At 70.0% G+C, this 12642-nt stretch carries 12 protein-coding genes; 9 read left to right on the top strand and 3 right to left on the bottom strand.

Annotation, left to right across the window (positions count from 1 at the left end):
* Nucleotides 1-4 precede the first annotated feature (4 nt).
* The 3 genes from ABD908_RS12705 (at nt 5) to ABD908_RS12695 (ending at nt 3266) form a co-directional block, all read left to right on the top strand.
* The gene (locus tag ABD908_RS12705) at nt 5-1360 is read left to right on the top strand and encodes a protein phosphatase 2C domain-containing protein (RefSeq protein WP_344996074.1); all 1356 of its coding nucleotides are present in this window, start codon (nt 5-7) and stop codon (nt 1358-1360) included.
* Nucleotides 1357-2247, top strand: coding sequence for a hypothetical protein (locus ABD908_RS12700; RefSeq protein ID WP_344996072.1), 891 nt, complete (start codon nt 1357-1359; stop codon nt 2245-2247). Before ABD908_RS12705 ends, ABD908_RS12700 begins: the two co-directional genes overlap by 4 nt.
* A gap of 83 nt (nt 2248-2330) precedes the next feature.
* Nucleotides 2331-3266, top strand: a complete 936-nt coding sequence (locus tag ABD908_RS12695; RefSeq protein ID WP_344996070.1) for a TIGR03564 family F420-dependent LLM class oxidoreductase — start codon at nt 2331-2333, stop codon at nt 3264-3266.
* Nucleotides 3267-3285: 19 nt separating this feature from the next.
* Here the strand turns inward: ABD908_RS12695 and ABD908_RS12690 are convergent, their stop codons facing one another.
* Nucleotides 3286-4023 (bottom strand): TM2 domain-containing protein, encoded by a 738-nt coding sequence (locus tag ABD908_RS12690; RefSeq protein WP_344996068.1) that lies wholly within the window; start codon nt 4021-4023, stop codon nt 3286-3288.
* A gap of 142 nt (nt 4024-4165) precedes the next feature.
* Nucleotides 4166-4441 carry a hypothetical protein gene (locus ABD908_RS12685; RefSeq protein ID WP_344996066.1) on the bottom strand — a complete coding sequence of 92 codons (276 nt, stop codon included), beginning with the start codon at nt 4439-4441 and terminating at the stop codon, nt 4166-4168.
* Here ABD908_RS12685 and ABD908_RS27645 point away from each other — a divergent pair.
* Nucleotides 4350-4817 carry a DUF7373 family lipoprotein gene (locus ABD908_RS27645; protein WP_425584375.1) on the top strand — a complete coding sequence of 156 codons (468 nt, stop codon included), beginning with the start codon at nt 4350-4352 and terminating at the stop codon, nt 4815-4817. The two genes, ABD908_RS12685 and ABD908_RS27645, sit on opposite strands and share 92 nt — an antisense overlap.
* A 26-nt stretch (nt 4818-4843) precedes the next feature.
* Here ABD908_RS27645 and ABD908_RS12675 read toward each other — a convergent pair whose 3' ends face one another.
* The gene (locus ABD908_RS12675) at nt 4844-6676 is read right to left on the bottom strand and encodes a glycoside hydrolase family 15 protein (protein ID WP_344996060.1); all 1833 of its coding nucleotides are present in this window, start codon (nt 6674-6676) and stop codon (nt 4844-4846) included.
* Nucleotides 6677-6814: 138 nt separating this feature from the next.
* Here ABD908_RS12675 and ABD908_RS12670 point away from each other — a divergent pair, with 138 nt between their 5' ends.
* The 5 genes from ABD908_RS12670 to ABD908_RS12650 all read left to right on the top strand — a co-directional run bounded on the left by ABD908_RS12670 (nt 6815) and on the right by ABD908_RS12650 (nt 12515).
* The gene (locus tag ABD908_RS12670; RefSeq protein WP_344996057.1) at nt 6815-7591 is read left to right on the top strand and encodes an SDR family NAD(P)-dependent oxidoreductase; all 777 of its coding nucleotides are present in this window, start codon (nt 6815-6817) and stop codon (nt 7589-7591) included.
* Nucleotides 7592-7987: 396 nt separating this feature from the next.
* Nucleotides 7988-8860, top strand: a complete 873-nt coding sequence (locus ABD908_RS12665) for a hypothetical protein (RefSeq protein ID WP_344996054.1) — start codon at nt 7988-7990, stop codon at nt 8858-8860.
* Between the two features lie 111 nt (nt 8861-8971).
* Nucleotides 8972-10135 (top strand): ADP-forming succinate--CoA ligase subunit beta, encoded by a 1164-nt coding sequence (gene sucC, locus ABD908_RS12660; RefSeq protein WP_344996051.1) that lies wholly within the window; start codon nt 8972-8974, stop codon nt 10133-10135.
* Between the two features lie 11 nt (nt 10136-10146).
* Nucleotides 10147-11049 (top strand): succinate--CoA ligase subunit alpha, encoded by a 903-nt coding sequence (gene sucD / locus ABD908_RS12655; protein ID WP_344996048.1) that lies wholly within the window; start codon nt 10147-10149, stop codon nt 11047-11049.
* Between the two features lie 149 nt (nt 11050-11198).
* Nucleotides 11199-12515, top strand: coding sequence for a DUF5336 domain-containing protein (locus ABD908_RS12650; RefSeq protein ID WP_344996045.1), 1317 nt, complete (start codon nt 11199-11201; stop codon nt 12513-12515).
* Nucleotides 12516-12642 lie beyond the last annotated feature (127 nt).

Here is a 12642-nt window from a genome sequence, read left to right as displayed (position 1 = left end):
GGAGATGGGTGAGAGCAGGCACGCCTGGGAGAACCTCAAGAACAGCGCTCGCGAGTTGTTCGGTGCCGCGCAGCGGGATCTGGACGCGAGTACCGGTCCGGGAACGCAGGGTGGTCCCCAGCAGGTTCCTGGGGGATACGGTGCGTTCGGGGGCCACGGCGGGCCGGGGGGATACGGCGGGCCGGGGGGATATGCCGGCGACGGCTCCCACGAGACGACGGTGATCGTGCCGACAGCCGCCGCCGGCCCGCGGGTGGCGCAGCCGGGACCCAGCGGTCCGGCACCGTCGGCGCCCGGGCAGGTGCCGCCCCCGCAGACGGCGGTCCGCGTGCCGCAGGGCGCCCCGCCGGCGCCGGTGCAGGGCACGATACGCATCGCTCCCGTCGTGGTCGGGACGCCCTCGCCGACCGTCGAGCCGGTGCCCACCGACGCACGCTTCCGTACGCTGCCGTTCCGCCCGGACACCGTCGTCGACGGTTGGAGCAGCGAGTTCGCCTGTGTGCGAGGGGCTTCGCTGCGCGGGCAGTTCCACCGGTACAACGGGGCGCCACGGCAGGACGACATGGCGCTGCACAGGCTGCCCAGCGGTCGGGTCGTGATCGCGGTCGCCGACGGGGTGTCGTCGGCGCGGTTCTCGCATTTCGGCTCGACCGCCGTGGTGCGCTTCGTTGCTCAGTGGATCGCGGCACGGGCCGCCGAGGTCGGCGCGCCGGTCGACTGGACCGCGCTGGTCAAGGGGGCCGCGTGGGTCCTGGTCGAGCAGGCGCAAGCGATCCTCGGCGGCGACGCGCCCGATCCGGCGGCCACGGAGAAGAACCTCGCCACGACACTGGTGGTCGCGGTGCTCGACCCGACCGAGACCGGGGAACTCGCCGTGCAGGTGTACGGCGTCGGCGACTCGTGCGCTTGGGTACTCGCCGACGGGACCTTCCACCCGTTGCTCGGCGGCAAGGCCGCCGACGCCGCCGGGCTGTCCAGCTCGGCCGTGTCGGGACTGCCGCGCGTGCCCGACACCGTCGCTCCGGTCACGACGAGAATCCCTGCAGGAGTGGCATTCCTGGTGGGCACCGACGGTATCGGCGACCCGCTCGGCGCGGGGACGGGCGGGGTCGGGGACCTTCTGCGCGCGGTGCTGTGCCCTGGTCCGCCGTCGCAGCTCGAGTTCGCCAACGCGCTGGACTTCAGCCGAGAGACCTTCGACGACGACCGCACGCTGGTCGCGGTCTGGTCCACCGGTGAGTCGCTTCCACCGAGCCCCGCCCCGCAGGCGCAGCAGACCGACTCTCATAATGGAGCCGAGTCGACGGCCGTCGTCGAGGTCGACGGGCGCGAGACCGGAGACACGCGAGAGCAGGGGTGACGACGACGGTGGCCGGTGCGATCGATCGAGACCGCTTGGGCGGCATGGCCAAGATCAGCCAGGGTGGTCAGGGCGTCGTCTATGCGGCACCGGCCGTGCGAACCGCGTTCACCCCGCACATGGTCTACAAGGAGTACCGGCCCGAGGTGCTTGCGCAGCTCGACGGCGCCGCCCTGGCCGCGATGCCGGTGTTCCTCGAATCACTTCCCGCGGCGGCGGGGAGGCGGATGATCAACCTATCGGCGTGGCCGTGCGCGATCGTCGAGAAGAACGGTAGTCCAACCGGTTTCGTGATGCCCAGGATCCCGGACGAGTTCTTCGTCTCTATCACGACGGTCAAGGGCGTGTCCCGCCAGATGGCCGAGTTGCAGCACATCTTGAACCCGGTGGACATACTACGGCAGCGCGGGCTGCTGGTGTCGGAGGTCGAGCGCTACTCGCTACTCCGCAGCGTCGCCGACAACCTCGATTTCCTACATACGCACGGCGTGGTCGTCGGCGACCTCTCGCCGAAGAATCTGTTGTTCTCCCTCGACCGTTCGCATCCGCACAGCTACTTCATCGACTGCGACGCCATGCGCGTGGGCGGCCGGAGCGTGATGCCCCAGCTCGAGACGCCGGGCTGGTCGGTACCCGCGGGCGAGGAACTCGCTACGCCACAGTCGGATTCGTACAAGCTCGGGCTGCTTGCGTTGCGGCTCCTGGTCGCCGAGCAGGACGTCACGGATCCCCGCATGTTGCCGGCGTTCGTCACACCCATGTTGCGGCAGTTGGTGACCGACACGCTGACCCGTCCGGCCCGGCAGCGGCCGGGGCCGGCGGTGTGGGATCGCGTCCTCGTGCAGGCGGTACGCGCCGCCCACGTCCGGCAGGGCATGACCCGGTAGCGTCCCCGACGCTGTATTCGAATCCCTGTGATCGGTAGTCGGCGGGTGGGCATGCGTCGGCCGCCGCCGGCGTTCGTCGTTGTATGAGTACCGAACCTGTCATCGGCGCCGCACTGTCGTTCGCGGGCACGGGCAACGCGGTCGACGACGTCATCGAACGCGCCCGGGTCGCCGCGGCCGCCGGGCTCGGCGCGGTCTGGCTGGGGCAGCGGTTCGACTACGACGCGATCGCGCTTGCGGCACTGATCGGCCGCGAGATTCCGGGCGTCACCGTAGGGAGCTCGGCGGTGCCCATCTTCGGCCGCCACCCGATCATCGTTGCAGCTCAGGCGCAGACCGCCCAGGCGGCGACGCACGGCCGCTTCCAACTGGGGCTGGCGTTGGGGGCGGCGGAGCTGACGGAGAAGGCGTTCGGCATCGAGTTCCGGCGCCCGGCGCTGCGTCTGCAGGAGTTCCTGATCGCGACCCGCGAGCTGTTCGCGACCGGCACCGTCGACTTCCGCGGGGAGGAGCTCAGCGCGCAGGCGCCCCTGCCGACCTCGCTTCCGGGTGCGGATCCGGTGCCACCGATCCTGGTCGCCGCGCTGTCGCCGCGCGCGCTCGCCGTGTCGGGGCGGTATGCCGACGGGATCCTGCCCAATCTCGCCGCGCCGCGCGTGCTCGAGGGGCATATCGTCCCCGCGGTCACCGCGGCGGCGGAAGAGGCTGGACGGCCGGCACCTCGGATCGTGGCCGCGGTGACCGCGTTGGTGACCGACGATCCCGCTGCCGGGCGCGAGAGGCTCTTCGCCGCAACGGGTTTCTACGAAAGGGTGCCGTCGTATCGGAGGGTGCTCGAGCTCGGTGGCGCCACGCGTGCGGGCGAGATCGGCCTGGTGGGTTCGGCCGCGGACGTGCGGGCCGGGTTGCACGAGTACCTGGACGCGGGGGCGACCGAGCTGATCCTCACGCAGACCGGGCTGCTCGGGCGCGAGGTCGAGCGCGCGACGTGGGAGGTGGCCGCCACGGTCGGTCGGTGATGTGGTCGCCGAAGCCCGTCTACTGGAGCGGACGGCCCTGGTCGTCGCGGACTCTTCCGGTGAACATCAGGATGCCGTCGATGATCGCGCAGACCAGCATGGCCAGCCCGATGACGAGCAGGATCCCGTCGATCACGATCAGCGGGCCGTTGTTCCCGGCCACGTAGAACAGGATGCGGCCGATGAAGCCCAACGTCGACAGGACCAGCTGGATGGTGCCGAGCTTCTTCGAGCCCGCGTAGATCCGGCCGATACCGAGGATCCCGAGGGTTACTCCCGGGACCAGCTGCAACGCCCCCGCGGCCACCTTGCTCTTGTCGGACGTCGGGGACGGGAACTGTCCCGCGCCGAACTGCCCCGCACCGAACTGCCCTGCGTCGAACTGTCCCGCGTCGAACTGTCCCGCGCCGAACTGCCCCGCACCGAACTGCCCTGCGTCGAACTGTCCCGCGCCGGACTGTCCGGGGGTGAACTGTTGCTGCCCGAACTGTTGCTGCCCGAACTGTTGCTGCCCGAACTGTTGCTGCCCGAATGGGGGCTGCTCCGGCTGCGCGCCGGTGAATGCCTGCTGGTACCGCGGGATCTGCGGCCCGCTCGGATTCGGCTGCTCCGGCTGCTGCGGGTCCTGGGGAGGCCGCGTGGGCGCGGCTTGCGCGCCGGCGCCGTAGCTCGGGCGGTACGACTTCACCGGGCCACCCGGGGGGAACTGCGGCTCGGCCGTAGGCCGCGGCGGGTACGGGCTGTAGGGATCGGTCATCTGTGATCGGCTCCGTGCTCGGTGGGCCTCCGGGGGGAGGGGGACGGATCACATCGTGCCGACCGGTTCTTGCCGCGCGCTTACCTCCGGATTGGGGCGCGTTCGGCTGACCGGCGGAGGACCGTCGGCCGATCGCGCTCGATCAGGGCGCTACCGCGACGAGCACGATGGCCACGCAGATCACCACGCCGATGCCGACCGCGAGCAGGACGAGCATGAGCCGGCGCGGCGCGCGCTCGCGTGGGTCGTCCGACCGCGTGAGCTGCTCACGGCGCCGCTCGGCGAGGGACGGGTGGGTGGGGGACTCCTGCGCCGGGTCCTCACTGGTGCGCCACCGTCGCTGGTCCAGTTCGCGCACGTCGTCGACTTCGGCCGGGAGACGTTCGACGACGACCTCCCTGGGCCTGTCGTCGGGCATCAGTCTGTACGACGGCTATCGAACGAGCTACGCCGATCACCTGGCGTCGTCCCTGGCACCGCCGCGCGAGGCGATCGCGGGCGATCGGACGTCCGGTGTCGAACTGATCGGGGAGACGCTCACGACGATGGTCGTTCGGCTTGGAAACCCCGGCGAGGCACGGGCGTACCTGCGCGACGAGGCGTTCGACCCCGGCTTGCCGCGCACGCAACTGCCGGGAATCGCCGCGGGGAGTGGTGAATGCGTGCAGAGCGATGCCGACTACCAGTGCGGCGTGACGTCGGGTCGCTACGTCACCCTGAGCGTCAATTCGTCGCGGGCCGACGCCGAGCAGGAGGCGTCTGCCGCATACCTGATCCTCCGCCGCGCAGGCTGAGTCGCCGCCGTCGCGGCATGGATCCGTCACGCGTCGTGGTGGTCGGGTACGGCGATGAGGTGGTTGCTGACGATGGGGTGGTTACTTCGGTGCCCCCGCCCCACGTGCAGCTGCAGGGCGCTGGTGACCAGGGGGAAGTGGCTGAATGCCTGCGGGGTGTTTCCCAGTTGCCGCTTGGCGACAGGGTCCCATTCCTCGCTGAGCAGGCCGACGTCGTTGCGCAGGGTCAGCAGACGGTCGAACAGTGCGGTGGCCGCGGTTCGTCGGCCGGCCAGGTGGAGCGCATCGACGAGCCAGAACGAACAGGCCAGGAACAGGCCTTCCCCGCCGACGAGCCCGTCATCGGAGTCGCCGGTGTCGTACCGTTTCACCAGTCCGTCCTCCGTGAGTCCGTTCTGGATGGCGGCGATGGTGCCCAGCACCCGAGGGTCCTTCCCCGGCAGGAAGCCGACGCGGGGGATCATCAGTAGCGCCGCGTCCAGGCCGGGCTCGCCGTAGGACTGGGTGAAAGTGTTGCGGTCGGCGTCGTAGCCGTGGGTGAGGACGTCGGCGTGAATGGTGTCGGCAAGGGCCTCCCACCTGTCGGCCGGCCCTTCCAGGTCGGGACGGGAGCGCACCGCGAAGGCCATCCGGTTGGCGCCCACCCAGGCCAGGACCTTGGAGTGCGTGAACTGCCTGCGGGCTCCGCGCATCTCCCAGAGCCCGTTATCGGGCTGGTCCCACGTGCCCTCCAGATGGTCCATCAGCGCTACCTGCATGTCCCAGGCGGTGTCGTGCGCGGTGATGCCGGCGTTGCGGGCCAGCGAGAGGCTGTCCAGGGTCTCGCCCCACACGTCGAGTTGCAGCTGATCGGAGGCGGCGTTGCCGGTGCGCACCGGTGTGGAGTGCTCGTAACCCGCCAGCCACGGCAGTTCGGCTTCGGGGATGTAGCGGGTGCCGTCGAGGGCATACATGATCTGCAGTCGGGCCGGGTCGCCGGCGACGGCGCGCAGTAGCCATTCGCGCCACGCCTTCGCCTCGGCGAGATGCCCGGCAGAGATCAGGGCCTGCAGGGTGTACGTGGAGTCCCGCAGCCAGCAGTAGCGGTAGTCCCAGTTGCGGGGGCCGCCGATCTGCTCGGGCAGCGATGTGGTCGGCGCGGCCACGATTCCGCCGGTCGGCTTGTAGGTGAGCGCCTTCAAGGTCAGCAGCGATCGCGTGATCGGGTCGCGGTACGCGCCACGCATGGGGTTTCCCTGCGCGACCCAGTCGGTCCAGAAACGCAGGGTGTCGGCCAAGGCGTCTTCGGCGTCGACGGTCTTCGGCGGCGGTTCGTGGCTGGGGTTCCAGGTGAGTACGAACGGTACTCGGTCACCGCGGCGGACGGTGAAGTCCGACACCGTGTTCATCTCGTGGCCGCGTGTGGGGACAGGGGTGCGGAGCCGGACCCGGTTCGGGCCGGCCAGGGCCTCCGTGCGGTCGCCGTGCTGGCGGACCCACGGAACGACCCGGCCGTATTCGAATCGCAGCCTCAGCTCGGAGTGCATCGCGACCGTCCCGCGAACGCCTTCCACGATGCGGACGACGTCGGGGGCGTGTCCGCGTGGCGGCATGAAGTCGATGACCCGAACGGTTCCCTCAGGGGTGACCCATTCCGTCTCCAACACCAGGGTGTCGCCGATGTAGCGACGGCGCGTGCAGGGCCCGCCCGCTACCGGCGCGACGGTCCAGTGCCCCGCATCCGGGGTGTCCACCAGCGCTGCGAAGCAGGCTGGTGAATCGAACCTGGGCAGGCACAGCCAGTCGATCGACCCGGTGGTGCTCACCATCGCAGCGGTATGCAGGTCACCCAGCAGGGCGTAGTCCTCGATGCGGGTCATAGCCTCCAGCATGCCAGCGGGAACGGTTCGACTCGACGGAACACGGGTACGGTGGCAGTGCAGGTGCACGACGTAGGGCGGATCCAGCTACGGGCGGCCCGGCGGGCGAGAGCGCATACCACGAATCGATCTGACGGGATGTTCGCCGTGTTGCTACAGGGCAAGTCGATCGTCGTCACGGGCGGCAACAGCGGCATCGGGGAGGCGATCGTGCTCGCCGCCGTGGCCGAGGGCGCGAACGTCGTCATCGACTACGTCGCTGATCCCGAGGCGACCACCTCGCTGATCGCGAAGGTCGAGGGCGCCGGCGGCCGCGCCGTCGGAGTCCGCGCCGACGTGTCGCAGCCTGCGGACCTGCAGGCGCTGGTCCAGCAGGCGGTCGACTCCTTCGGTCGGCTCGACGTGCTGATCAACAACGCCGGGATCGAGACACGCACCTCCCTGTTGGATACCAGCGAGGCCGACTTCGACAAGGTCGTCGCGGTCAACATGAAGAGCGCGTTCTTCGGCACCCAGGCAGCCGCACGGCAATTCATCAGCCAGGGTGGTGGCGGTCTGGTCTTGAACATCTCCTCGGTGCACGAGGACTGGCCGATGCCCGGCAACATCGCCTACTGCGTGTCCAAAGGCGGCATCCGGATGTTGACCCGTACCGCCGGAGTCGAACTCGGACCCCACGACATCCGCGTCATCAACATCGCCCCCGGTGCCGTGGCCACCCCCATCAACGCAGCGACCGAAGCCGATGCCGCGAAGATGAAGGCCCTCGACGCGGCCATCCCCCTCGGCCGGATGGCGCACGCCGCCGAGATCGCCGACATCGCAGTGTTTCTCGCCTCGGGAAAGGCCGGTTACATGACTGCGACCACCGTGGTCGTCGACGGCGGCATCACGCAGGGCAGCGTCGGGCTGTGAAGATCGAAACCGCCTTCGCCGACGAACCCTGTCGGGACACGAAGCGGCGTGAGCCTACTTCGGGGCGTGCTGGAACATGAGGTACTCCGCAGACACGGTCTGTCGGACGGGTGAGATCTGAGTCATCGTACGAATAACATGTTGTGTTAGATCGCTTAACGGAGGCTTTCTGACGGCTGAACGGCCTGGCGGAGCGCGCTCGCGCCGAAGACTGCTCCCTGAAATCGACCACGGAGCGGCCCGACCCGCGGTATGCGCGGGGGCGCGCCGCTCAGTCGGCGATCTCAGGGCGCTCTCGGGATGCCGGCCCCGATCACGGCGCGGTGGTAGCGGAACCTGCTCGGTCACCGGCTTCCGTCGGCTGAGGTGTCGCGGTCCACTTGTTACCGTGGCCGCGTGATGGGTGCGGGTGGCAGAGCGCATGTGGTGGCCGGACTGTTCGGCATCGTGGCGGGCCTGCTGGTGACGATCGGCGCCGCGCTACCCGCCGTGACGGTGCACGCGTCGGAGCTGGCGCTGGGCGTACCGGCACCGTCGTTCCCCGCGACGTTCGCCGCCCGAATCGCCGGAATAGTGTGTGCGGCACTGGGTCTCGCAGTCACGGTACTGGGGGCGCGGGTGCGCCCGGCGCTGTCGGTGGCGTGGTCGGGGCTGCCGCTCACCGTCGTCGCCGTGCTGGTGCCGGCACTGGCGGCGACCGCGGCGCCGTCGGGCCTGGACGCGCTGGTGACGCTGGGGGCCGCGCTGCCCCGTTTCACCCTCTCGCTCGGCGCCTGGCTGCTGATCTCGGGGGCCGTGCTGGGCGTGGCGGCGGGAATCGCGTGCCTCGTGGCCGGCAACGCCGATCGCGACGCGGCCCCTGCCATGCCGGGCGACGACGGCGGTGGCCCACCTGCCGCGCTCCGTGCTGCGGCGGCGGTGGCGGGGGTCGTCGCCGTCGTCGGGCTGCTGCTCCCGGCGTACTCCTCGCCGCTCGGCTCGGCCCCGTGGATCGGGCGCGACGCGCTGCCGGCCGTCGAGACCTGGACGCAGTCGGGGGTGGCGGTGGCACTCGCCGTCGTCGCCGTTCTGGTACCCCGATCCCGCCCTGCGCGTGCCGTCGCGCTGGCGCTCGGGGCCGCGCTGGTCGCCACCGATTACGCACTGTTGGCACGCGGCCCTGCCGGTGCCACGGCGGCCTCCGGAAGTTACTGCTCGGTAGCCGGTGCGGTGCTGTTCGTGCTGGTCGCGGTGGTGGTCCCGATGGTCGGGCGGCGCCCCGCACAGTGACCTAGCACACTTGTCGCGGGTGCGCACAATAGGGAATTCGACGGGGAATAGAGTCGACGCCGGACCCGTGCCGAAGCGGGCGCACACATGTAGACAACAGATGGTGAGCTGATGGATCTCTTCGAATACCAGGCGAAGGAACTGTTCGTCAAGCACGGCGTGCCGACCTCGCCGGGTCGGGTCACGGACAACGCCGCCGACGCACGCGCGATCGCCGAGGAAATCGGCAAGCCTGTGATGGTCAAGGCTCAGGTCAAGGTGGGTGGCCGCGGCAAGGCCGGGGGCGTGAAGTACTCCGCCGATGCGGACGCCGCCCAGGCCAACGCGGAGGCCATCCTCGGGCTGGACATCAAGGGCCACATCGTCAAGAAGCTCCTCGTCGCCGAGGCCAGCGACATCGCCGAGGAGTACTACATCTCCTTCCTGCTGGACCGTGCCAATCGCACCTACCTCGCCATGTGCTCCGTCGAGGGTGGCGTCGAGATCGAGGTCACCGCGGTCGAGAACCCCGACGCCCTCGCCAAGATCCCCGTCGACGCCGTGACGGGCGTCGACCTCGCGACCGCCCGCTCGATCGCCGAGGCCGGCAAGCTGCCTGCCGAGGTCCTCGACGCCGCGGCTGTCACCATCCAGAAGCTGTGGGAGGTCTTCGTCGGCGAGGACGCCACCCTCGTCGAGGTCAACCCGCTGGTCCGCACCCCCGACGACCAGATCCTCGCTCTCGACGGCAAGGTGACGCTGGACGAGAACGCCGACTTCCGGCACCCCGACCACGAGGCATTCGCCGACGCCGGGTCGACGGACCCGCTCGAGCTCAAGGCCAAGGAGAACGACCTCAACTACGTCAAGCTCGACGGCCAGGTCGGCATCATCGGCAACGGCGCCGGCCTCGTCATGTCGACGCTGGACGTGGTGGCCTACGCCGGCGAGAAGCACGGCGGCGTGAAGCCCGCGAACTTCCTCGACATCGGCGGCGGCGCCTCGGCGGCCGTGATGGCCGCGGGCCTCGACGTGATCCTCGGTGACGAGCAGGTCAAGAGCGTCTTCGTGAACGTCTTCGGCGGCATCACCGCGTGCGACGCGGTCGCCAACGGCATCGTCGGCGCCCTGCAGACCCTCGGCGACGAGGCCAACAAGCCGCTGGTGGTGCGCCTCGACGGTAACAACGTCGAGGAGGGACGCAAGATCCTCGCCGACTTCAACCATCCGCTGGTGACGGTGGTCGGGACCATGGACGATGCGGCTGACAAGGCCGCCGAGCTGGCGAACAAGTAAGGGACGCAAGAATGTCTATCTTCCTCACCAAGGACTCCAAGGTCATCGTCCAGGGCATCACCGGCGGCGAGGGCACCAAGCACACCGCCCTGATGCTCAAGGCGGGCACCCAGGTGGTAGGCGGCGTCAACGCCCGCAAGGCCGGCACCACCGTGTCGCACACCGACTCCGACGGCAACCCCGTCGAGCTGCCCGTCTTCGGCTCGGTCGCCGAGGCGATCGAGAAGACCGGCGCCGACGTCTCCATCGCGTTCGTCCCGCCGAAGTTCGCCAAGGACGCCGTGATCGAGGCCATCGACGCCGAGATCCCGCTGCTCGTCGTGATCACCGAGGGCATTCCGGTGCAGGACTCGGCGTACTTCTGGGCCTACAACGTCGATAAGGGCGAGAAGACCCGCATCATCGGCCCCAACTGCCCGGGCATCATCACCCCCGGTGAGGCCCTCGTCGGAATCACCCCGAACAACATCACCGGGACCGGCCCCGTCGGCCTCGTGTCGAAGTCGGGCACCCTGACTTACCAGATGATGTACGAGCTGCGTGACTTCGGCTTCTCCACCGCCATCGGCATCGGCGGCGACCCGGTGATCGGCACCACCCACATCGACGCCATCGAGGCGTTCGAGAAGGACCCCGACACCAAGGTCATCGTGATGATCGGTGAGATCGGCGGCGACGCCGAGGAGCGCGCCGCCGACTACATCAAGGCCAATGTCAGCAAGCCGGTCGTCGGTTACGTCGCAGGCTTCACGGCCCCCGAGGGCAAGACGATGGGTCACGCCGGCGCCATCGTCTCCGGCTCCTCGGGCACCGCACAGGCCAAGAAGGACGCCCTCGAGGCGGCCGGTGTGAAGGTCGGCAAGACCCCGTCGGAGACCGCGGCGCTCGCCCGCGAGATCCTGCAGGCACTGTAGTTCGTCCGTACCACATCCGACCCCGCCGCGCATGGTTCGCGGCGGGGTCGGGTGCGTTTCGTCCCGGCCTTGTCGGATGCGCCGTGTATAAGGTGAGGCGAGGGTTCTTCGGAACCGAACGAAGCGACATGCGATGGCGGGAGTAGGTCATGACGTATTCAGGCGGGGGCTACGGATCGGGCCAATCGGGCCAGTCCGGGTACGGCCAGCAGGGTGAGTCGGGGCAGTCCGGGTACGGCCAGCAGGGCCAGTCCGGCTACGGACAGGGGGGCTCGTACGGGCAGAGTGAGACGCCAGGCTACGGTCAGGGCGGCTACGGGCAGTCGGGTCAGTCCCACGGTCAGCAGGGCCAGGGCTACGGCCAGCAGGGCCAGTCGGGGTACGGCTACCCGGGGTATGGCCAGCAGGCCGGGTCGCCCGCGCAGGGGTACGGGCAGTACTCGCCGTACGGTGGCGGTCCGCAGCAGATCGCGCCCGCCGCGCCGCGCAAGCCGGTGGACCTGGGCCGGATCCTGTCGATCGCCGTCGCCGCGGCGGGCGTGATCACGTTCCTCACCGGCTTCCTCGAGTTCTTCAGCCAGACCGAGTCGTCTGCGCTGATCAGCATCACGCGCACCGCCAACGGCTTCCAGACGCCGCTGCTGACTGCGCTGGGGCTGGTGCTCGCCGCGGGGGTGTCGGGTGGGCTCAGCCTGGTCTCGCGGAACCACACCGGCCGGACTCCGGCCGCGGGGCTTGCGGTGGCGGGCTTCCTGACGCTGCTGTTCGGCTCGTTCGAGATCTCGGGCGCGTCGTTCGGCCTGTGGATCGCGCTGGTGTTCGCGCTTCTCACCGCGGGTGCCGCCGTGGGGCTCGTCCTGGTCGAGGCGGGAATCGTGGGCGGACCGGCCGCGAGTGCGGCCTCGTCGACCGGTGCCGACGCGTCGGCGACGACGGTGGCGGGCTCGTCCTCGGCAGGCGGCCAGCAGTGGCCCGGTTACGGACAGTCGGGTGCCGCGCAGTCCGGTGCCGGCGGTCAGTCCACCGGCGCGCAGTCCGGTGGAACGCATTCGGGTGCGCCGCAGACCAGCGCGTCGAGCTACGGCTACGGCGCCGCCGCTGAGCAGCCGGCCGCGTCGCAGGCGGGGCAGTCGTCAGGAGGGCAGGGCTACGGCGGGTACCAGGGGCAGTACACCGGCCAGCCGCAGGCGGGCCAGACGCCGTCCTCGCCGTCGCAGTCCGGCCCGGCTGCATCCTCGTCCTACTCGCCGTCGTACGGGGCGAGCCAGTCGAGCGCTGGCCAGCAGGGCGCGAGCCCGTCCGGGCAGTCGGGCTACGGCTCGGCGCCGTCCGCGGGCTCCGGCGCGACCCCGTCGGAGAACCCGTACGACGAGAAGACCACCGCGTTCCGCCCCTCGGGGGGCACGTCGTCGACGGGGCAGGGATCGTCGGACACGCGCGACAGCGGACCGACGCAGTCGTCCTGACCCGAGGTCGCTGAGCGACTGCGAACGCACCGCCGAGCCCGTTTCCCTGGACGAGGGAGACGGGCTCGGTGCGTATTTCCTGCACCGTGATCGGGAACGGAGACGTCGACGCGGCGCGGGTGCGGGT

The organism is Tsukamurella soli (genome assembly GCF_039541155.1).
Classification (GTDB): Bacteria; Actinomycetota; Actinomycetes; order Mycobacteriales; family Mycobacteriaceae; genus Tsukamurella; species Tsukamurella soli.
Note: the sequence above shows the minus strand (reverse complement) of the source record. Positions and strands in the feature narration are given on the sequence as shown.

Excerpts from the sequence above, each read along its gene's own strand:
- ABD908_RS12705 (WP_344996074.1), top strand. The coding sequence starts at position 5 with ATGGGTGAGAGCAGGCACGCCTGGGAGAACCTCAAGAACAGCGCTCGC.
- ABD908_RS12695 (WP_344996070.1), top strand. The coding sequence starts at position 2,331 with ATGAGTACCGAACCTGTCATCGGCGCCGCACTGTCGTTCGCGGGCACG.
- ABD908_RS12690 (WP_344996068.1), bottom strand. The coding sequence starts at position 4,023 with ATGACCGATCCCTACAGCCCGTACCCGCCGCGGCCTACGGCCGAGCCG.
- ABD908_RS12685 (WP_344996066.1), bottom strand. The coding sequence starts at position 4,441 with ATGCCCGACGACAGGCCCAGGGAGGTCGTCGTCGAACGTCTCCCGGCC.
- ABD908_RS12675 (WP_344996060.1), bottom strand. The coding sequence starts at position 6,676 with ATGACCCGCATCGAGGACTACGCCCTGCTGGGTGACCTGCATACCGCT.
- ABD908_RS12670 (WP_344996057.1), top strand. The coding sequence starts at position 6,815 with ATGTTCGCCGTGTTGCTACAGGGCAAGTCGATCGTCGTCACGGGCGGC.
- sucC (WP_344996051.1), top strand. The coding sequence starts at position 8,972 with ATGGATCTCTTCGAATACCAGGCGAAGGAACTGTTCGTCAAGCACGGC.
- sucD (WP_344996048.1), top strand. The coding sequence starts at position 10,147 with ATGTCTATCTTCCTCACCAAGGACTCCAAGGTCATCGTCCAGGGCATC.
- ABD908_RS12650 (WP_344996045.1), top strand. The coding sequence starts at position 11,199 with ATGACGTATTCAGGCGGGGGCTACGGATCGGGCCAATCGGGCCAGTCC.